Raw genomic sequence first — 20679 nt, forward strand, 5'->3', positions numbered from 1 at the left:
ACGACCATGAGCTTTACCTCCAAGGGCTTCCCGATGATGCTCACCTTCGATCTCGATTGCGAGACGATGTGGACCGCGCGCGACCCCGAGGCGCACAAGAGACCGATCCTGATGTCGCAGGGCGCCTATGGCTGGAAGCGCGGCGTATGGCGGGTGCTCGAGGTGCTGAAGCGGCACGAGATCACCTCGACCTTCTTTGTGCCGGGCCTTGTCGTCGAGGCGCATCCCGAGGTGGTCGAGGCGCTGCTGAAGGACGGTCACGAGATCGCCCATCACAGCCACACCCACCGCTGGATCGTCACCCTGAGCCCCGAGGAGGAGCGCGAGGAGATGGAACTGGCGCAGCAGGCGATCATCCGCGCCACCGGCGAGGCCCCGCGCGGCTGGCGCAGCCCGGCGGCCGAGGTCACAGACGTGACCATGGACCTGATCAAGGAATACGGCTTTTCCTACTCGTCGAACTTCTTCGACGACGATGCGCCCTACATGCTCAAGGTGCGCGGCGAGCCCATCGACTGCGTCGAGCTGCCGTTCCGCTATATCAATACCGACAGCCCCTACTTCCAGTTCGCCAAGATCCTGCCCGGCCGCACCATCACCTCGCCGCCGCAGGTGGTCGACACCTGGAGCTGGGAATTCGACACGCTCTACGCCGAGGACCGCATGATGGTCACCGCCATGCACCCCGAGTTCATCGGCCAGCCGTCGGGCGCCATCGTGCTCGACAGGTTCATCCGGCACATCCGCAGCCATGACAACGTCTGGATCGACCGCTGCGACCGCATCGCCGCCGACATGGCCGCGCGGATGAAGGCCACCGCATGAGCGCTCTCGAAGGATATCGCGCGGTTGTGGTCGGCGGTGCCGCCGGCATCGGCCGCGCCACGGCGGCGCTGCTCGAAGAGCGCGGCGCCCGGGTCTTCGTGATCGACCGCAACGACGCGGCGCCGCGCGAGGGGGCCCGGGCAGACCTTGCCGACGCCGGGACGGTGACCGCGGCCATGGTCCGGGCCGCCGAGGTGCTGGGTGGTATCGACATCCTGGTGAACTCCGCCGGGATCGACCTCGAGGCGCCGAGCGAAGCAGTCTCGGATGCCGACTGGGACCGCGTGCTCAGCGTCAACCTCTCGGGGCCGATGCGGGCGGCGCGGGCCGCGTTTCCCCACCTTGCAGCCTCGGGCCGGGGCGCGATCGTCAACGTCTCGTCCGGCGCGGGGCTGCGGCCCATTCCCGGCCGCGCCGCATACTGCGCCTCGAAGGCGGGGCTGGTGATGCTGTCGAAATCGCTGGCCTTCGACTGGGCCGCGCAGGGCATCCGGGTCAACACGGTCTGTCCCGGCGCGGTGCACAGCGATCTCTTCGACCAGTCCTGGGTCCATGCGCCGGACCCCGAGGCGAAGCTCGAGGAAATCCGCGAGCGTTACGCGCTGCGCCGCATCGCCCAGCCCGAGGAACTGGCCGAGGCAATCCTCTTTCTTGTCGGGCCGGGAGCCAGGCACATCACCGGAACCACCCTCGCTGTCGACGGCGGCCGCACCTTCCACTGAGGCACCCATGCAACGTTTCACCAACAAGACCGCCCTCGTCACCGGGGGAGCGGGCGGGATCGGCGCGGCAACGGCACGTAGGCTCGCCGCCGAAGGGGCCCGCGTGGCCGTCTTCGACCTGCACGAGGCCGCTAAGCCCGAGGTGACTCAGGCGGGTTGGCTGTCGCGGGCCTTCGACGGCACCGACGGCGAGGCGTTGGCTGCGGCGGTGGCGCAAGTCGAGGCCGAGCTGGGGCCGATCGACGTGCTGTTCAACAACCTCGGCCAGTCCGGCCGAGAGCGCAGCGCGCTCTTCTGCGACAGCGACGAGGAGGTCTGGCGCTTCGTCACCGAGGTCAACCTGATGACCACGATGCGCGCCTGCCGGATCATCGCTCCGGGCATGAAGGCGCGCGGCCGCGGCCGGATCGTCAACATGTCGAGCGATGCCGCGCTTTCGGGGGATCTGCGCCTGTCGGATTATGCCGCCGCGAAGATGGGGATCGTCGGCTTCACCCGCGCGCTCGCGCAGGAGCTAGCGCCGCACGGGGTGACGGTGAACGCGGTCTGCCCCGGCGCCATCGCCACCGAGGCGCACAACCGCATTCCACGCGAAACGCTGGACGCGCTCGTCGCCGCGACCCCCGCGGGTTTCATCGCGCAGGCTGAAGAGGTGGGCGGGCTGGTGGCCTATCTCGCCTCGGACGAGGCCCGTTTCATCACCGGACAGACGATCGCCATCAACGGCGGTCGCAACATGCTCTGACGCCGAGGACCGACATGACCGACATCGCCGACTTGAACGCCATCCCGCTGGCGAAGGCCATCGCCGCGCGCGAGATCTCCCCGGTGGAAGCGGTGCAGGCCGCGCTCGATCGGATCGAGGCGCGGGCCGAGCTGAACGCATACGTCACCGTCTGCGCCGAGCGCGCGCTGGACGAGGCCAGGGCCGCCGAGGCGCGTATCGCCGCAGGCACCCTGCGCGGTCCACTCGACGGCGTGCCCTTCTCGGTGAAGGACCTCATCGCCACCGAAGGGGTGCGGACGACCAACGGCTCGCGCATCTTTGCCGAGACCGTGCCGCAGGAAGACGGCGTTTCGGTGGCGCGCGCGCGCGCGGCGGGCGGCATTCTCATCGGCAAGACCACCACCCCCGAGTTCGGCCACAAGCCCGAGGCGACCTCGCCGGTTTCGGGGCGGACCCTGCACCCGACCCACCCCGACCGGACGCCGGGTGCCTCCTCCTCGGGTTCGGCGGTGGCGGTGGCCGCGGGCATGGGGCCGCTCTCGATCGGCTCCGACGGCGGGGGCTCGATCCGCATTCCGGCGGCCTGCTGCGGCATCGTCGGTCTGAAGCCGACGCTGGGCATGATCCCGCATCTGTCGTTGCCCGATCTCTTCGGCGCCAATTCCTACGTCGGCCCGATGGCGGGCGACGTGGCCGACACGGCGCTCTTCTTCGAGGCCATGGCCGGCTTTGACGCGCGCGATCCCTGGGGGCAGGGGGCGCTGCCGCCGGAGAAACCCTTCGACGGCATGACCGGCCTGCGCGTCGGCTGGCTGCCGAACGCCGGTGCCAGCGTCGAGCCCGAGACCGCCGCGGCGACCCGCGCCGCCGTGGCGGCCATGGCGCGGGCGGGGGCCGAGGTCGAGGAGATCGACATCGACCTGCGCGCGGTCGAGCCGGCCTTCCTCACCGTGCTGCGCGCGGGGCTCTCGGCGCGCATGGGCGCGCATGTGGCGCGCTACGGCAACGAGATGGACCCGACGCTGCTGGTGCGCATCATCGAGGGGCGCGGACTGTCGGCCAAGGATCTGTCGGAGGCCACCTTCGTCCGCACCCAGACCTTCGCGGCGCTGCAGGAGGCGCTGTCGCGCTGCGACGTGATCGTCTCGCCGGTGCTGACCGCGCCGGCCATCCCGACCTCGATCGACACCGCCGGCGAGGTCGAGATCGCCGGCAACCGCGGCACCATCCGCGGTGCCTGGTACCCGTTCACCTACCCGCTGAACCTGACCGGGCACCCGGCGATCTCGATGCCCTGTGGCCGCAACACCGAGGGTCTGCCCATCGGGCTGCAGATCATGACCTCATGGTACCAGGACCGCTTCCTGCTGCGGGTCGCCGCGGGCGTCGAGGCGCTGCTGGGGCAATGACCAGCGCGACTGCCGGCGCGGGCACGTTCATCACCGCGAGTTCCCCGCACTACCGCCGGGTCGTGTTGTCGATGGTCGCGGCCGGGTTCTCGACCTTCGCGATCATGAACGCCGTGCAACCGCTGATGCCGCTCTTCTCCGCCGAGTTCGGGATCTCGGCGGCGACCGCAAGCCTGTCGCTGTCGGTGACCATCGCCGCGCTGGCGTTGGCGATGCTGGTCTCGGCCGGGCTGTCGGATCGTTTCGGGCGCAAGCCGGTGATGGTGGCCTCGCTCTGGCTGTCGTCGCTGTCGCTGGGTGCCACCGCCTTCGCGCCCGATTGGCACAGCCTGCTGCTGCTGCGCGCACTGAGCGGTCTAGCCATCGCGGGCGTGCCCGCCGTGGCGATCACCTACATCAGCGAGGAGGTGGCGCCCGAGGCGCGGACGCGCGCGAATGGCATCTACGTGTCGGGCGCCGCCTTCGGGGGCATGGCGGGCCGGCTGCTGGCGGCCTCGGTTGCCGAACACTTCGGCTGGCACTGGGCGCTGCTGTCCGTCGCTGGCGTGGGCGTCCTCACCGCGCTCGCCTTTTCTCTGCTGCTGCCGAGCGCGCGCCATTTCGCGCCGGAGGGGCGTAGCATCGCGGCGCAAGTCAAGGCATTCGGGCGTCATCTCGAGGATCCCGTACAGCGGCGGCTCAGCCTGATGGGCTTCGTGCTGATGGGCACGCTTGTCGCGATCTACAACTTCCTGACCTATCGGTTGGTCGCGCCGCCTTTCGGCCTGTCTACAGCCCTCGTGGGGATCCTTTTCCTGCTCTACGCGACCGGTATGGCCAGCGCCACGCTCAGCGGGGCGGCCGCCGCGAGACTGGGAGCGGCACGCGCGGCGCGACTCTTCGTCGGGCGCGCGGTCGCCGGCGTGCTGCTGACCCTGGTGCCGGCGCTCTGGGGCATCCTCGCCGGTCTCACCGCCTTCACCGTCGGGTTCTTTGCGGCGCATGCGCTCGCCTCCGGAGCAACCACGCGGCTGGCGCCCGTCGACAAGGCGCAGGCGGCGACGCTCTACCTTCTGGCCTATTACCTCGGCGGTGCGCTGTTCGGCTGGCTCTTCGGCCTGGTCTGGGATGGCATAGGCTGGCCGGGTGTTGCGATCGGCATCGCGGCGTTGCTGGCGCTCGTGTTGGTCCTTGCGCCGAAAAGGATGGCCTAGGTTCTACCGGCGCGACACGGGTGCAACGCCGTGAGAGGCCACCGACGCGCGAGCGGGGTCAGGGATAGCGCCTGCGGAGCATCACGTAGAGCCCCGCCGACACGAGCAGCGCGCCCCCGGCGATGCGCAGCGACAGGTCGAAGCCGAATGCGGGATCGGTCACGTTGTGCATGACGAGTTGCACCAGCGGCGGGCCGAAGATCTGCCCGATGGCGAAGGCCGCGGTGAGCAGGCCGATGAACTGGGCCGGCCGATGCGGCTGGAGGCGCGCGGCCTCGTCCATCGCCAGGAAGTTCAGCGCGGTGAACGGCAGCCCGGCGACGATGGCCCCGAGGATGAAACCCGAGAGGCTCGGCCAAACGGTCGACAGCATCACCCCGGCGGCCTGCATCAGGTGGCACAGGATGAGCAGGGCACGGGTCTCCAGCCGTCCGTGCAGACGGGTTACCATGAGCGATCCGGCGGCCGCGGCGAGGCCGTAGATCGGCCAGAAGAGATCGAGCCAGACCGAGGGCGGCAGCGCCGCACGGGCGATCACCGGCAGGTAGGTCGCGGTGATGATGTAGCCGAAGCCGGCAAGCCCATAGGCCAGCGTGAAGAGCGACAGTTGCAGCTCGGGCCGGGGCAGGCGGAAGCGCGGGGTCTCGGGCCGGAGGGCAGGGGCGGGACGGTGTTCGGTGGCCGGATCCACAAGGCGCCAGACCAGCGCCAGCAGCAGCGCCGCGGTCAGCGCGAAGCCGCCCCAGGCGGCGACCCAGCTCCAATGCGCCGCGATCATCGCGCTGGCAACCACGCCGGATACGGCGATCCCCAGCCCGACCCCGGTGAACATCGCGCTGCCGAGCGCCGCCCTGCCGCGCCGCGCCATGGCGCCCAGGCACCAGCGCGAGGCGTGGACCAGCGTCAGCCCGCTGACCACGCCCGAGACGAAGCGCAGGCCGAGCCAGAGGCCGGGCAGGGGCAGCATCATGCCGGCGGTGAGCAGCACCGTCGCGACCAGCCCCCAGCGCACGAGGCGCGCGCTTGACCAGTGGTTCGGGATCAGCACGCAGCCGAGCGCGCCGACCAGGTAGCCGAGGTAGTTGGACGAGGCGAGGGTGCTGCCGTAGCTGAGGTCGAGCGCGTTTTCGGCGATCATCAGCGGCAGGATCGAGGTGTAGGCGAAGCGACCGATTCCCATGGCGATGGCCAGGCAGACGGCGCCCGCGGCAACGATCGCCCAGCCCGCGGGGGCGGGTGCGCATCCGGGCTGCGACGGGGTGGCGGTGGAGGTGGTGCTCATGTTGGCGCTGTCTTGGAAGAGGATCAGGTGAGGAGCGCGACGATCCAGAGGCCGAGGCCGAAGGACAGGTGTGCCGAGACGGTCTTCAATGCGCCGCGCCACGGCTTGGCGGCGCGCATGCCGAAGAGGCCGCCCCCCATGCAGGGCTTCATGAAGAGCATGGGTGCGGCGAGGGTGATGGCTCCGAACAGCAGCGCGTTGCCCAGCGTCGGCCCGGCCCCGAACAGGGCAAGGCATGCAAGATACAGCCCACCGTAACCGATGCCGACGATGTAGTGGAAGACCCAGCCAACGGCGTTCTCACCCGGCAGCGCCGGGCGTGTGCCGAGATCGGGATCCATCACGCGGCCCTCGCGAAAGCCCAGCACCCAGCGCCCGACGCTGCTCCAGTTCGGCGCCTTGCCTTCGGTGATGCGCAGGAATGCCCATTGCCAGAGATCCGAGAAGACCGTCGCGCCGATCCCGAGGATCAGCGTGCAGACGAGGAAGTTCGACATGTCCGTTTCCTTCTGGGCGAAAGGGCGCGCATCGCGAAGGTGCGACACGCTCCGCCGTTGTGCCTCAGACCTTGGTCAGCGCCCAGTCCCATTCCGGCGATCCGATCTGCCGCCGTGCCCGAAGCAGCAGCAAGCGCGAATATTTGGCAAAATCGAAGCCGATCGGCGAGGTCATGCTCTGGTAGATGGCCCAGAGACCCCAGCGCACCATGGCCACGCCGATGTAGAGATAGGTCCGGGCCAGAACATCCTCGCGGACGGCGCCCTCGTACATCTCGAGGATCGAGGAGATGCCGCGGATATCGTCGAAAAAGACCTCGAAACTGAACATCGCCACGTCCCAGTAGGGATCGTTGTTGGCGGCGTATTCCCAGTCGATGATGCGGATCTCGGCGTCGTCGTTGCGCATGTAGTTCGAGATGTAGGCGTCGTTGTAGCAGCCGGCCAGCGTGATGCCCGAGGCTTCGATCGCCGCCTTGGCCCGGCGCGCCTGCCAGACCAGCTGGTCGATGTCGCGCGGCACCATGGGAGACTTTCCGACGACCTTCCCGACAAAATCCTCGAACTGGCTGAGGCCGGTGTTCTCGCGCTCCAGCAGCAGGCTGTCGTGCATGTCCTTGTAGGCTGCCATGATGTTCGCCCGGACCCGTTCGTCCTGCGCGTCGACGATATCGCAGCTGGTGAAGCCCTGCAGAAACTCGTGCACCTCGATCCCGGCGTCGTCGTCGTGGAACAGGACCTGGGGCCCGACTCCCTTCTGCGCCGCGATCTTCGCGGCGGCGAGCGCGGTCTGGCGGTCGATGAACTGCTCGGTGCCGGGGCCGTGGAGCTTAACGAAGAAGGTCTCGCGACTGGACTGGTCGACCACCCGCCAGTTGATGTTGGTGATGCCGCCATTGATGCGGAAGGCTTTCACCTCCCGCCCGTCGAACAGCGGCACGCGGGCGATGGCGGCGTGGATATCGGTCATGTCCATGGTCATACCTCGCGCAGCAGCCGCGCCATGTCGAAGGTCGACAGGTGCAGGCGGAACCGGATCAGCCGGTTGGCCGCGTATTTGTAGAGCTCCGGGCCGCGGCGCGGAGCTTCGGTTTCGGCGATCAGCGCCCAGAGGGCCCAGCAGGCATCGTCGAGCAGCCCGTGCAGTTTCAGACGCGCCAGCTCGCCGGCGGTGGCGGGCTGGCCGGTATAGAGCGAAATCAGCGCCGCGCGGTCCTCGTTGTCGACGCAGAGGTCGAGCGCCATGGCGCCGAGGTCGCGGAAGGGGTCGCCCATCCCTGCGCGGTCGAAGTCGAGCAGGCGGAGCTCTCCGCCCGGGCCGAGCATGACGTTCGAGGTTACGTTCTCGCCATGCAGCGGCACGCTGTCCGCGCCGGCGGCGTCGAGGGCGCCCGCAATGCGCTCGACCCATTGCGTCAGGCCCTCGAGATCCATGCGCAGCGTTGCCGGAAGCACCGGAATGGCCCGCTCTCGGCAGGTGGAGAGGTAGCTTTGGTAAAGCTCCATCGGCACGATCGCGGTGGTCAGCGGCGGCGCGCCGTGCCAGCGCTTCTTCGCGGCGACCAGCGTGGCGAGCGTGTTTTCAGACTGAAGGTCCTTCACCGAGGCCATGCGCCATCCGTCGCCGAGCCGGTCGAACAGCAGCGTCGCCGTGGCGTCGTCGCGGGCCCTCAATGCGGGAGCGATGCCGAGTTCGCCCGCCGCCCGGGCCGCCTCCGCCGCTCCGGCGAAGGTGAAGGGGGCAAGCGCGCCGGGCAGGAAGGTCTTGGCGATGAGCGGCACGCCGTCCTGCTCGAACGGTGTCACCAGAGCATCGAGCCCCATGTGCATGGGCATGGCCACGGCGGGCAGCGGATCGCCCGCCACCGCCCCGGGAGCGAGGGCTGCGAGCGCCGAGGTCTGGCGTTCACTTGCCGGGATCATGTCATCCGTCACGGTCATCCGGTCACACCCCGGCTGCCATGATCGCGGGCGCCCCGATCTCGTCCGGGAAGGCGGGCATCTCGTCGCGGGCGGCTTCGTAAGCTAGGCCCGCGCGCAGAAGCTCGATGTCCTGACCCGCCGATCCGATGAGCTGCAGCCCGACCGGCGAGGTGCCGGCGAAGCCGCAGAGCGCGGTGATCGCCGGTTGGGCGGACTGGTTGAGCAGGGCGGTGAAGCCAACGTGGTCGTGCGGGTTCTCCGGGTCGGCGCCCACCGCCTCGGCCGGGTAGTTCGGCAGCGGCATGGTGGGGGAAAGCAGGAAGTCGAAGTCCGCGGTGGCCCGGGCGATGTTCAGCTGCGCCTTCTCGATGGTGCTGAGCGCCTTCGCGAAGTCCAGCGCCGTGAAGGCGTCGCCCTTGTCGGCGGAGCGGGTGAGCACCTCCAGCATCTCGCCGCGGCGGTCCTCGGGCAGGCCCGCGCGTTCGCCGGCGGCCTTGACGCAGAAATACGTGTGCAGCGCGCGCAGGAAGGGGAAGCCGACCGGGTTGTCGATCTCGGTGATCTCGGCGCCGAGTGCGCGGAACACCTCGGCGGCCTTGCGGATCAGCGCGGCGACCTCGGGGGCGACCTCGGGGCTGTCGCCGATCGCCAGCATCAGGCCGATGCGCTTGCCGGTCAGGTCGAGCGGGGCGAGCTGCGCCGGGATCTCGGCCCCGGGTTCGAAGGCGCGCGGGTCGGGCTGGCCGAGCACCGACATCATCAGCACGGCGTCGGCCATGGTGCGGGTGATCGGCCCGGCCACCCGGTCGCGGCTGTAGGGCAGGTGCGGAATGACGCCCGCCGTGGGCTTGAGCGTGGCGAGGCCGCAATGGCTGGCGGGCAGGCGAACCGAGCCGCCGACGTCGCTGCCGATGGACAGTGGTGCGAGCCCGGCGGCCACGGCGGCGGCCGAACCGGAAGAGGAGCCGCCGGTGTTCAGCGACAGGTCCCAGGGGTTGCGGGTCACGCCGTGGGCCGAGCTGACCCCGGCGCCAAGAAATCCCATGTCCGGCATGGTGGACTTGGCGAAGAGGATCGCCCCGGCCTCGCGCAGGCGGGCGGCGGGGGGTGAGTCCTCGGTGTCGGGCGCCGCATCTTCACGCGCCTTGAGGCCGCGCTTCATCTGCGTGCCCTTCACCGCGATGCTGTCCTTGACCACGCAGGGCACGCCGTCGAGCGGTCCCATCGGCGCGCCGGCCTGCCAGCGGGCCGCCGAGGCACGGGCGGCCTGCATCGCGCCCGCGGCGTCGATCTCGTAGAGAGCGTTGATTTTTGGGTTGATGCGGTCGCAACGGTCGAGCAGCGCCTGCATCACGTCGACGGGCGAGAGCGTCCCGTCACGGTATCCCTGCAGAAGTTCGGTGGCGGAAAGGGTCCACATGGTCTCAGCCTCTTCTTTGGTCTGTCACCGGGCGCGCTGCGCCCTGTTGTCTGCACGTCCCGGCCCCGCGACCTTTCTTCAGCCTAGCGGCAGGGGCGGGGCATCGGAACGCCTGTCGGATTGGAACGGCGCCCGTCAGGCGGCAGCGGTTTCGCGGGTGCGTGCCAGCTTTTCCAGCATCTCGTCGTGCAGTTCGGGTGTCGCGGAGGCGAGGACGTCGCCCTGCGACTCGAGCGTAAGGGGATTGCCGGCCCAGTCGCTGATCACGCCGCCTGCACCGGTCACCACCTGCACTACCGGAAGGTAATCGTAGGGCTGCTGGGCGATCTCGAGCACCACATCGCACTGTCCCGAAGCCAGGAGCCCGTAGTTGTAGCAGTCGCCGTTGAAGCGCAGCAGGTGCACCGAGGAGGCCAGGGCGTCATAGGCGGCACGGGCCGGGCCCTCGAAAAGACGGGGGTCGGTCGTGTAGCCGCGCGCCTCCGAAAGCCGGGTGCAGCCGCTGGTGCGGCAGGGCTCGCCATTGTGCAGCGTGGGCATGCCCGCGACCCCCTGCCAGCGCTCGCCGAGGATGGGCATGTCGATCTGCCCCAGCCACGGCGTGCCGTCCTTGAGCAGCGCCATCAGGTTCCCGAAAAGCGGGTGGCCGGTGACGAAGGACTTGGTGCCGTCGATCGGATCGACCACCCAGATCATGCTGGCATCGAGGTTCACCGGCGCCTGCTCCTCGCCGAAGATGCCGTGCTCGGGGAAGGTCTCGGCAATGCGGCTGCGCAGGTAGGCCTCGATCTCGCGGTCGGCGACGGTCACCGGCGAGCTGTCGGCCTTGTCGTCCACCTCGAGGGCGCTGCGGAAGTAGTGCTTGGCGATCTTGCGGGCTTCATCGGCCACGTCGGCGGCGAAGCTCTGCTCGGGGGGTGTCATCATCATTTGGTCCATGCGTATCGGGCGATCACGGCGGCTCTTGCCTCCGGCTTAGTCCCAGATTCACCACAAACCCACAAATTTCAAGAACGCTTGTGTGGATTTGTGGGAGTTTCGGTGAATATCCTGTAATTCACTCATTATGGGCGCTCTGATTGCGAAATTAAGCGCGAAAATTCAGCAGATCGATGTCGCTTTTGCCAGCTTTGCGCCAACGGAGTGTTGTGTTTGTGTGTATTTGGGCGACCTTTCGGTGGGCGGCGACATGTCTCGATGGCCTCCGTGCCCCATGTCGTGTCCGCGGCCGCGCACCATGGGCGCGCGGCGGTTCCTGTTGTCTCAGTCGCCCAGCAGGGGGACGGTGTCGGACAGGTCTTTCAGTCCAACTCCCGTGACGCCCAGCTTGCGGGCGTGCCGCACCAGCCAGTTGATCTTGTGCGTCGCATCCGCGATGGACAGCCCGCCCTTGCCGTGGATGTTCGACACGCAGTTGCGGGCGCTGTCCGGGGTGCCCACGCGCGGGTTGCGGGTGAGGTAGGCGCCGATCGAATTGGTGACCGACAGTCCCGGGCGCTCCCCCACGAGGATCAGCACAAGCGCCGCGCCGAGATGCGCGCCGATCTCGTCGCCAAGGCCGACGCGCCCCTGTTCAGCCAGCACCACTGGTGCAACCGAGAGGTCGGCGAAGGCCTGTAGCAGCGAGGCGACGAGCGCGCCGCCGGTGTCGTTGATCGCATGCGCCGAGAGGCCGTCGGCGACGACGATGGCGATGTCGAAGGGGCCTTCGGGCAGCAAAGCCGCATCCTCGTCGCGCAGCCGCCTGCCGAGGTCGGGCCGGCGAATGTAAATGTCGCGGGTCTCGGCGCGGCTGTGCACCTGGATGGCGGCGGCGTCCCCGAGCGCCTCCGTGACGCCCCGCCAGTCGACCGGCGTGCGGATGGCGTCGCGGGCATTCGCATGGCAGGCTTGGAAATCAAGGACCGAGGAGAGTTTCGCGGCGCCGCCGCCCGCTTCGAGCCGAAGCCGTGCGGGGGTGAGGTGGCGCAGGTTGCTGGTGAGCGAGGATTTCATTTCGGTCATCAGGCCACGAGCCCCGCGCGTTTGGCAAAATCGCCCAGGTCCGGCAGGGCGCGGCGGTCGGCATCGCGTCCCAATCCCATGCGGGTGAGCCAGGCATCGAATTCAGGAGCGGGGCGGGTATTGAAGTTGCCGTGCATCCAGCGTGCGTCCTCGAAGGCCAGAGACTGGTAGGACAGCATCACGTCGTCCGAGCCGGGCACGCAGATCACGAAGTTGACCCCAGCAGCGCCCAGCAGGCACATCAGCGTGTCCATGTCGTCCTGATCGGCGTCGACGTGGTTGGTGTAGCAGATGTCGCAGCCCATCGGCAGACCCATGAGCTTGGCGCAGAAGTGGTCCTCGAGGCCGGCGCGGATCACCTGCTTGCCGTTAAACAGGTACTCGGGCCCGATGAAGCCGACCACGGTATTGAGCAGCAACGGATCGAAGGCCTTGGCCACGGCATAGGCGCGCACCTCGAGAGTCTGTTGATCGACGCCGTGATGGGCGCCCGCCGAGAGCGGCGCCCCCTGTCCGGTCTCGAAATACATGACGTTGTTGCCGAGCGTGCCCCGGTTGAGCGACAATGCCGCCTCGTGCGCTTCCTTCAGTACCGCCAGGTTGACGCCGAAGCCGTTGTTGGCCGCCTCGGTGCCCGCAATCGACTGAAAGACGAGATCGACCGGGCCGCCTGCCTCGATGATCTGGATCGAGTTGGTCACATGGGTCAGCACGCAGCTTTGGGTGGGAATGTCGAACTCCTGCCGGAAGGTGTCGAGCGCCTTCAGCAGGTCGGTGCAGTTCTTCACGCTGTCCGACGCGGGGTTGATGCCGATCACCGCGTCTCCGGTGCCCTGCAGCAGCCCGTCGAGGATCGTCGCGGCGATCCCGCGCGGATCGTCGCTCGGGTGGTTGGGTTGCAGGCGTGTCGAGAGGTGCCCCTTGCGGCCGATCGTGTTGCGGAACTTCGTGACCACCTCGATGCGCGCGGCCACGGCGATCAGATCCTGATTGCGCATCAGCTTGCTGACGGCGGCGACCATCTCCGCGGTCAACGCGCGGGAGGCGCGCTCGAGGGCCGGGCCATCAGTGGTATCGGCCAGTAGCCAGTCGCGCAGATCGCCGACCGTCATGGACCGGAAGGCGGCGAAGGCGACGGCGTCATGGCTGTCGATGATCAGGCGGGTGATCTCGTCGTGCTCGTGGGGCACGACGAGGTCCTCGAGAAAGGTGGTCAGCGGCAGATCCGCCAGCACGTAGCGCGCCGCCACGCGGTTGGCCTCGCTGGGAGCCGCGAGACCGGCCAGTTCATCGCCGGAGCGCAGTGGCGAGGCGGCGGCGAGGACGTGTGCGAGGGTGTCGAACCGGTGCGTCTCGCCGCCGGCGATATGCGAGTAGGTCACGGGGAGGGGTGCCTTTCATTTCTGGGTCGGATCGTTCCGGAGGTTGGGGCTGCTGCGCCCGGCGGGGGCGGGAGGAACTCGGTCAAGCAGGCTGTCGCCGGCGCGCGGGTGGGAGACGGAGATTCTCGCTGCGGTCTCATGAGGTCTCCTGCTGCGGGTTTGGGCCGCACCGGCGGTCCATGACGCGTCATGACATGCCGTGTGCAGTTGGCTGTGGATGTTGGGGAATCGCGCGGCTGGCAGGCGTTTCTGTTGGGAGCTGTCCTGAGCCTTGTTGGGTGTTTTTGCGGTTTTGTGGAGCGAAATACATCGCAGACAGCACCGTGTTTTCAGAACGGCGCGATTTTCGACGTCGCGCGATGGTGGCTGCGATGTTTTTCAACGGTGTGCAAAAAGTTGCATACCCAATTCAGATCCTGAGGAAGAAAATATGTGTAAATCGGCGAATTGTTGGAAACACCGCTTGACCGAAGTGTGTGTTTGTGTGGATTTGTGTTTGCGTCACGTCAGCACTTTCACACCGGATCTCAGGGACAGGACGGCAACGCGCCGATGGATCAGCCACCCGCCACGACACTTAAGGGCAGCGCAACCTCGACCTCCACACGACCGCATGGACGCGTGGGGCAAGACCACAAGACTGCCGGCTCGCAGGCATGACTACCCGGCTCGGCGCGCAAGACCACGATCCGGAACGACCAGCAACAGGGATAAGACAATGAAACTCTCACGCAGAACCTTCCTCATGGCCAGCGCGGCCATCCCGCTCACTGCAGCCGTGCTCGGCGCGCCGCTGCAGGCTGGCGAGACGGGCGTCGTCCGCTGGCTCAGTCCCGAGAACACCACCGGCAACTGGGATCCGTCGGGCAACACGACCCTGGCCAACACGCGCATCGAGTTCATCGTCTTCGACACGCTGCTGCGCTACCCGATGACCGGCGACGACCTGCTTGAGCCGGAGCTGCGCCTCGCCGAGAGCTTCGAGATCATCGACGGCGCCAATGTCGATATCGTGCTGAAGAAGGGCATCACCTTCCACGACGGTGCCGAACTGACCGCAGAGGACGTGAAGGCATCGCTCGAGTACTATTCGCGCGAAGGCGCGGCGCGTGCCTTCTACCCCGGGCCGGTCAAGGTCACCGTCAAGGACAGCCACAGCCTGACCGTCACCACCGAGACCTTCCCCTCGCACTCGTTCCTCTTCCTGCAGGTCTACTCGCCGATCCTGCGCGCCGCCGATGTCGCGACGCCCGAGAAGCTGCAGGGCAGCATGAACGGCACCGGCCCGTTCCGCTACCTCGGCACCGATGCCAGCGGTCACAGCTTCGAAGCCTTCGACGGCCATTGGGGCGGCAGCACCGGCAACGTCAAGAAGATCGTCGTGCGCTACGTGCCCGATGGCAACGCGCGGATGCTGGCGCTGATGTCCGGCGAAGCCGAGGTGATCGAACGGCTCGAGCCCGAGCAATACGCCAGCCTGCAGAGCGAAGAGGGCGTCGGCACCCAGAAGGTGAACTCGGTCGAGAACCGCTACCTGCACTTCCGCTGCAACAAGCCGCCCTTCGACGACTACCGCGTGCGCCGCGCCGCCGCCGCCGCGATCGACCGCGACGGGCTGCTCTCGCTGATCGGCGAGGCCGGCTACAAGGCCGAGAGCGTGCTGCCGCCGATGAAGCTCGGCTCCACCCCGCTGCCCGACTACGGCAAGTACGACCCGGAACTGTGCCAGCAACTGCTCGCCGAGGCCGGCTACCCGGGCGGCAGCGGCATGCCCGAGATCGAATACATCACCTCGACCGGCTTCTACCCGAAGTCCAAGGAAATCTGCGAGGCGATCACCGCCATGTTGCAGGCTCAAGGCTTCCCGATCACGCTGACGGTGATGGAGGTCGCCGCCTGGAACGACGCCTATTACAACGTTAACGCCGGCAACATGATCGACGGTGGCTGGGCGCCGAACTCCCCCGAGCCCAACATCCAGCTGATGCTGCAGTACTCTTCGAAGATCGGCCTCGTGACCGGCGTCAGCGAGCCGTCGATCGACGCGGTGCTCGCAAAGCAGGTGGCCGAGACCGACATGGCGACCCGCGCCAAGATCATCTCGGACGAGGTGCTGCCCGAGATCGCCGACAAGCTGCCGAACCAGGTGCTGTTCAACTCCAACATGATGATCGCGACCTCCTCCGCGCTCACCGGCATCGGCATGACCGCCGCGGGTGATCTCGACTTCACCGCCGCGAACATGGCCTGAGCCAGGCCGGTGAACACGATCAAAGACCCCGAGGATCAGACATGATCGCAACCTTCTCCTTTCTCGCGAGGCGCCTGTCACAAGGCGCGCTCATCGTCTTCCTTGCGGCGCTGATCGTGTTCACGCTGCTGCGCGTCGGTCCGGGCGATCCCGCCCGGATGCTGGCCGGGGGCCTGTCGGACCAGGCGAGCGTCGATGCCCTGTCCGAGAAGATGGGTCTCAACGACCCGTTCCTCGTGCAATTCGGAAAATACGTCGGCGGTATCGTCCTGCATGGGGACTTCGGCCAGTCCTACATCCGCTCCGAATCCGGCCTTTCGGTCGGGGGCGGGCACGGCGACGACCAGACCCGGTCCGACCGCGCCGACGTGCTGTCGCTGCTGGGCAGCCGCCTGCCGCTGAGCCTCGGTCTCGCGTTGGCGGGCCTGGGCCTGGCGCTGCTGGTCTCTGCTCCGATCGGCATCTACGCGGGCCTGCGCGCCGGGAAATGGCAGGAGTCGCTGTCGATCATGGGCTCATCGCTGCTGGTCTCGATGCCCAGCTTCTGGATCGCCGGTCTGCTGGTGCTGCTGATCTCGATCAAGCTCAAATGGCTTCCCGCCGTGGGCTACGAGGGGCCGCGCTACCTGATCCTGCCGGCGATCGTGCTGGCCATCGAGATGGCGCCGATCTTCATCCGCACCTGGTCTTCGGCGATCTCCTCGATGACCCGCCGCGACTTCGTCCGCGTGGCCCCGGTACGTGGCCTCGGTCAGCGGCAGATCTTCTCGCGCCACGTGCTGCGCGGCGCCGCCGTGCCGTTCATCAACACGTTGGGCGTGATGCTGACCAGTCTGATCGGCAGTCTTCTGGTGATCGAGTTCGTCTTCGACTTCCCCGGCCTCGGGAAGCTGACCGTCGAGGCGGTTCTGCAGCGCGACTTCCCGCTGGTGCAGGCCATCGCCATCATTATCAGCGCCTTCTTCGTGCTGGTGAACATCGCTGTCGACTTCGTCAGCGGCCTCTTCGACCCAAGGCTGGACTACTGATGACCTCTGACATTTCCACCGCCCCGCTCGCTGCCCCGAAACCCGCCCTGCCATCGACCCGTGAACTGGCCATGGGCAAGCGCATCTGGCTGGCCACGCGGTCCTCGCCCTGGTTCCTGCTCGGGGCCGGTCTCTTCGGCCTGCTGCTGCTCATGGCCCTTGTGTCGGTCTTCGTCTTCCAGGTCGACCCGACCAAGATGAACTTCGTCGACAAGTTCACGCCGCCGATCTTCTCCGAGGGTGCCAACCCGGCCTTTCCGCTGGGCACCGACCAGCTTGGCCGCGACATGCTCTCCCGCGCCCTGGTCGGACTGCAGATCACCTTCCTCATCGGGCTTGCGGCCACGGCGCTCTCTTTCGTCATCGGCTCGGCGGTGGGGCTCTACGCCGGCTTCGTCGGTGGCAAGATCGACCAGCTGCTGATGCGCGTGGTGGACATTCAGATGTCGATCCCGCCGATCATCCTCGCGATCACCATTCTCGGCCTCGCCCGCGCGACGCCCGCTCTGGTGATTGCCGTGCTGGTGCTGGCCACATGGCCGAACTACGCCCGCCTGACCCGTGCCGGGGCCCTGGCCGAGCGCGGGCAGGAATACGTGCGCGCCGCCCGGGTGCTCGGTGCCTCGGACATTCGCATCATCCTGTTGATGGTGGCCCCGGTCGCCCTGCCGCCGATGGCCTTCGCCGCGGTGTTCGACCTCGCCCGCATGATGATTTTCGAATGCGTGCTCGACTTCCTCGGCATCGGCCTGCAGCCGCCGACCCCCACGCTCGGTGTGATCATCGCCGACGGGCGCAAGTACTTGATCAACGCCTGGTGGATCGCCGTGCTGCCCGGTGTCTTCCTGATGCTGCTGCTCTTGTCGCTCAACATGATGGGCACCGCGCTCGAGCGCGCCCGCAACGCCGTCTTCGAAGGAGCCAAATGATGACCGAGAAGCTTCTTTCCGTGTCGGAGCTCAGCGTCGCGAACGCCGCGCGTCCGGGTGATGCCCCGATCCTCGATCACGTCTCCTTCGATGTGGCGCCGGGCGAGGCACTGGCGATCATCGGGCGCAGTGGTGCCGGCAAGAGCGTTCTGGGCCGGTCGCTGATGGGCTGGACTGAGGCGCCGCTCACGGTGACCGGCGGCAGCGTCAGCCTCGGCGGCGAGGAGGTGCTCGAGGCGGCGCCGGACGCGCTGCGCCGCATCCGCGGCACCGGCATCGGCTACGTCGGCGCCGACCCGACGCGGGTCTTCGACCCGACGCTGCCGGTCGGTCGCCAGATCGCCGAGAAATACCGGGCGGTGCGCCCCGGCGTGTCGATGAAGGAGGCGCTCGAGCGGGTGCACGAGCTGTTCAACCTCGTGCGTATCCCCGAGGCCCGGCACCGCATGGAAGAACTCCCGTCGAAATATTCCGGCGGCATGATCCAGCGGGCCGCGATTGTCGACGCGATGATCGGCGAGACCAAGCTGGTGATTGCCGACAATGTCACCCAGCCGCTCGACGTGACCGTGGCGGCGCAGATCATCCGGCTCTTCCAGGACCTGCGCGAGCGCCTTGGCACGGCGTTCATCTTCATCACCTCCTCGGTGCCGACGATCAAGGATTTCGCCGACCGTATCGTGGTCATGGACAAAGGCCGGATCGTCGAGAGCGGCCCGACCCGGCAGCTTCTCGAGGCGCCGCAGACCGAGGCGTCCGGGCAGCTCATCGCGCAGTCTCCGAAAATCTGGGGCACCACCGCACCGGAAAGCCTCTCGGCGTCCGACGAGCTGAACCGTCCCGCCGCGCTGTCGATCACCGCCGTCAGGCGCACCTACAAGGTGCCGCGCAAGGACAAGCTCTTCGGGTCGGTCTTCGTGCAGGCGGTGCGTGGTGCGGATTTCGACGTCTACCCGGGCGAGAGCCTCGCCATCGTGGGCGAGTCGGGCTGCGGCAAGTCGACCCTGATGCGGCTGCTGACCTGGCTCGAGGAACCGGACGATGGCGCGGTGCACTTCCACGGCAAGAACGTCGGCACCTTCACCAAGAAGGAGCGCTTCGATCTTCGCGCGCAGCTCCAACTCGTGCTGCAGGATCCCTATGGCTCGATCCCTGCGCACTGGACCATCGGGCGCACGATCTCGGAGTCGTTGCGGCTGCATTCGGACCTCGGTGGCAAGGCGCGGCGCGCCAGGGTCGAGGCGACCATGGCCGAGGTCGGGCTCGATCCCGCGCTCTACGACAAGTTGCCGTCGGGGCTCTCGGCGGGGCAACGCCAGCGGATCAACGTGGCGCGGGCGATCGTGCTCGAGCCCACAGTGCTGCTGCTTGATGAGACCTTCTCGGCCCTCGACCCGATGGAGCAGACGCCGCTGATCGAGCTCTTCCGCACGCTGCAGCGCGAGCGCGCGATCACCTGCATCTTCATCAGCCACGACCTTGCACTGGTGCGCCGCGTCGCCTCGCGGGTGGCGGTGATGTACCTGGGCCGGATCGTCGAGATCGGATCGAACGAAAATGTCTTCGGACGGCCGCTGCACCCCTACACCCGGGCGCTGCTCTCCGCCGCTCCGACCATCGAGGCATCGCCCTACGATCCTGGGGAATGCCTGGTCGACGGCGAGCCGCCCTCGCCGATCCGCCTTCCCAAGGGCTGTGCCTTTGCGGAACGGTGCCCGGTTTCCCGTCCGGAATGCCTTGAAAGCGATCCCATGCTCCGCAATACCTTGGCCCGCGGACGAATTGCCTGCCACTTCCCGCTGGCGAGGGGCATGCTTGAGTCCGCTGAAACGAAAGAGGAAATCTCCCGTGTGGGCTAAGGATCGCTACCATCTCATCCTCGCCAAGCTGACCGTGAGCGAGCGCGTCAGCGTGGATGAGCTGGTCGAGGACATGCAGGTCTCGCGCGAGACCATCCGGCGTGACATCGTGCAGCTGGAAAGCGAGGGCAAGCTGCGCCGTGTGCATGGCGGCGCCGAGCGGGTCACGGTCCAGAACGAGCCGAAGTTCGAGGACCGCAAGCGGGTCAACGCCGCGGCCAAGAAGCGCATCGCCATTGCCGCCGCGCGCCTGGTGCAGCCGGGCATGATGGTGGCGCTGGATGCTGGCACCACCACGCTGGCCTTCGCCACGGCGATGGCCGGAATTCCCGATGTCGCGGTGATCACCAATTCGGTCGATGCCAGCACCGCGATCCTCGCGATCCGCCCCGATGCCGACGTGGTGCTCATCGGCGGCCGGGTGATCCCCGAGATCCCCGGCACCTTCGGCGAGATGGCGACGTCGAGCATGCGGCGCTACAGCCCCGATCTCGGTGTCTTCTCGCCCGTGGGTATCTCTGCCACCCGCGGTGCAACGGATTTCCATCAGTCCGAGGCGGACTTTGCCCGGGCGGTGATTGCCTCGGCGAAAAAGGTCGTGGCGCTGGCGGACGTCTCGAAGCTGGGGGAGGTCAGCCGCGTCGAGATCTGCGGCTGCGACGAGATCGACGTGCTGGTCACCGAGAAAGGCGTGGAGGAGTCGGAGGTGGGCACCCTGCGCGGCGCGGGGATCGGCGAAGTCGTCTGGGACTGAGCCGCAGGCGATCTCCAAGCGCAGGCGCGGTCTGTATTTCCCCCGCGTCTTTCGGACGGCAGGTCTTTTGGCAATGTCTCGATCTGGATGACATTGCGGCTGCCGCTTGCATGCAAGCATGCGATGGCTCTCGCGGTGTCTGGCGGCACCGGTTCGCCTGCTCCCGACACCGCCCCAACCTTCGCACACGCCCCACGCTCAGGCGCGGCAGATTGCTGCAAGCGGGCTGGGGCTTGTGGCGAAAACCCTCCAAATCGAGCCCGCAGTCCCCACGCTGGAAGAGGATCTGGCCGACATTCAGCAGCTCTATTGAAGTGGCCAACTGGCCCCGCCGGAAATCGATGGGATTTAGCAGGCTGCCGAAGACTCTGTTGCACAAATCGGCTGATGATCAGGCTCCCCCTTTCCCCAGACGGACTTATCCCACGGCCACAGTAACGGGTATGCCGAGCGCGGTGTGACCGTTCATGACGG

18 protein-coding genes are annotated in these 20679 nt (G+C 67.6%); 10 read left to right on the plus strand and 8 right to left on the minus strand.

The annotated features are described in order from the left end of the window. Positions 1-6: 6 nt before the first annotated feature. The 5 genes from LC039_RS25825 to LC039_RS25845 are packed head-to-tail and all read left to right on the plus strand — an operon-like array spanning position 7 to position 4876. On the plus strand, positions 7-825 hold the full coding sequence (locus LC039_RS25825; protein ID WP_226629603.1) for a polysaccharide deacetylase family protein: 819 nt from the start codon (positions 7-9) through the stop codon (positions 823-825). Beyond that, the gene (locus LC039_RS25830) at positions 822-1547 is read left to right on the plus strand and encodes an SDR family NAD(P)-dependent oxidoreductase (protein ID WP_226629605.1); all 726 of its coding nucleotides are present in this window, start codon (positions 822-824) and stop codon (positions 1545-1547) included. The genes LC039_RS25825 and LC039_RS25830 overlap by 4 nt, the downstream gene beginning before the upstream one ends. A gap of 7 nt (positions 1548-1554) precedes the next feature. Further along, entirely contained in the window at positions 1555-2292 is a 738-nt protein-coding gene (locus tag LC039_RS25835; RefSeq protein ID WP_226629611.1) for an SDR family NAD(P)-dependent oxidoreductase, read from the plus strand. A 14-nt stretch (positions 2293-2306) separates the two neighbouring features. Continuing rightward, positions 2307-3683, plus strand: coding sequence for an amidase (locus LC039_RS25840; RefSeq protein WP_226629613.1), 1377 nt, complete (start codon positions 2307-2309; stop codon positions 3681-3683). Then, positions 3680-4876, plus strand: a complete 1197-nt coding sequence (locus LC039_RS25845; protein WP_226629615.1) for an MFS transporter — start codon at positions 3680-3682, stop codon at positions 4874-4876. Before LC039_RS25840 ends, LC039_RS25845 begins: the two co-directional genes overlap by 4 nt. A 58-nt stretch (positions 4877-4934) precedes the next feature. Here the strand turns inward: LC039_RS25845 and LC039_RS25850 are convergent, their stop codons facing one another. The 8 genes from LC039_RS25850 to LC039_RS25885 form a co-directional block, all read right to left on the minus strand. Then, the gene (locus tag LC039_RS25850) at positions 4935-6158 is read right to left on the minus strand and encodes a YbfB/YjiJ family MFS transporter (RefSeq protein ID WP_226629617.1); all 1224 of its coding nucleotides are present in this window, start codon (positions 6156-6158) and stop codon (positions 4935-4937) included. A gap of 23 nt (positions 6159-6181) precedes the next feature. Continuing rightward, positions 6182-6655 carry a DUF2938 family protein gene (locus tag LC039_RS25855; RefSeq protein ID WP_226629618.1) on the minus strand — a complete coding sequence of 158 codons (474 nt, stop codon included), beginning with the start codon at positions 6653-6655 and terminating at the stop codon, positions 6182-6184. A gap of 64 nt (positions 6656-6719) precedes the next feature. Then, on the minus strand, positions 6720-7631 hold the full coding sequence (locus LC039_RS25860; protein WP_226629620.1) for a choline/ethanolamine kinase family protein: 912 nt from the start codon (positions 7629-7631) through the stop codon (positions 6720-6722). Positions 7632-7633: 2 nt separating this feature from the next. Beyond that, positions 7634-8596 (minus strand): phosphotransferase, encoded by a 963-nt coding sequence (locus tag LC039_RS25865; RefSeq protein ID WP_226629622.1) that lies wholly within the window; start codon positions 8594-8596, stop codon positions 7634-7636. Between the two features lie 4 nt (positions 8597-8600). Continuing rightward, entirely contained in the window at positions 8601-9998 is a 1398-nt protein-coding gene (locus LC039_RS25870) for an amidase (protein WP_226629623.1), read from the minus strand. Between the two features lie 135 nt (positions 9999-10133). Then, positions 10134-10925: an inositol monophosphatase family protein gene (locus LC039_RS25875; protein ID WP_226629625.1), complete on the minus strand. Its 792-nt coding sequence runs from the start codon at positions 10923-10925 to the stop codon at positions 10134-10136. A gap of 336 nt (positions 10926-11261) precedes the next feature. Then, the gene (eutC, locus tag LC039_RS25880) at positions 11262-12002 is read right to left on the minus strand and encodes an ethanolamine ammonia-lyase subunit EutC (protein WP_226629627.1); all 741 of its coding nucleotides are present in this window, start codon (positions 12000-12002) and stop codon (positions 11262-11264) included. After that, on the minus strand, positions 12002-13384 hold the full coding sequence (locus LC039_RS25885; protein ID WP_226629629.1) for an ethanolamine ammonia-lyase subunit EutB: 1383 nt from the start codon (positions 13382-13384) through the stop codon (positions 12002-12004). The genes eutC and LC039_RS25885 overlap by 1 nt, the downstream gene beginning before the upstream one ends. A gap of 718 nt (positions 13385-14102) precedes the next feature. On the opposite strand from LC039_RS25885, the gene LC039_RS25890 reads away from it, so the two are divergent. Genes LC039_RS25890 through LC039_RS25910 form a run of 5 tightly spaced genes read left to right on the plus strand, consistent with a single transcriptional unit; the run spans position 14103 to position 20205 of the window. Continuing rightward, positions 14103-15635: an ABC transporter substrate-binding protein gene (locus LC039_RS25890; protein WP_226629630.1), complete on the plus strand. Its 1533-nt coding sequence runs from the start codon at positions 14103-14105 to the stop codon at positions 15633-15635. A 41-nt stretch (positions 15636-15676) separates the two neighbouring features. Further along, positions 15677-16663, plus strand: a complete 987-nt coding sequence (locus LC039_RS25895; RefSeq protein WP_226629632.1) for an ABC transporter permease — start codon at positions 15677-15679, stop codon at positions 16661-16663. Then, entirely contained in the window at positions 16663-17592 is a 930-nt protein-coding gene (locus LC039_RS25900; RefSeq protein WP_226629634.1) for an ABC transporter permease, read from the plus strand. The genes LC039_RS25895 and LC039_RS25900 overlap by 1 nt, the downstream gene beginning before the upstream one ends. Next, positions 17592-19451 carry an ABC transporter ATP-binding protein gene (locus LC039_RS25905; RefSeq protein WP_226629636.1) on the plus strand — a complete coding sequence of 620 codons (1860 nt, stop codon included), beginning with the start codon at positions 17592-17594 and terminating at the stop codon, positions 19449-19451. The genes LC039_RS25900 and LC039_RS25905 overlap by 1 nt, the downstream gene beginning before the upstream one ends. Beyond that, positions 19441-20205 carry a DeoR/GlpR family DNA-binding transcription regulator gene (locus LC039_RS25910; RefSeq protein ID WP_226629637.1) on the plus strand — a complete coding sequence of 255 codons (765 nt, stop codon included), beginning with the start codon at positions 19441-19443 and terminating at the stop codon, positions 20203-20205. The genes LC039_RS25905 and LC039_RS25910 overlap by 11 nt, the downstream gene beginning before the upstream one ends. The last annotated feature ends 474 nt before the right edge of the window (positions 20206-20679 follow it).

The sequence above is a fragment of the Alloyangia pacifica genome (assembly GCF_020524285.1).
GTDB classification, from domain to species: Bacteria; Pseudomonadota; Alphaproteobacteria; order Rhodobacterales; family Rhodobacteraceae; genus Salipiger; species Salipiger pacificus_B.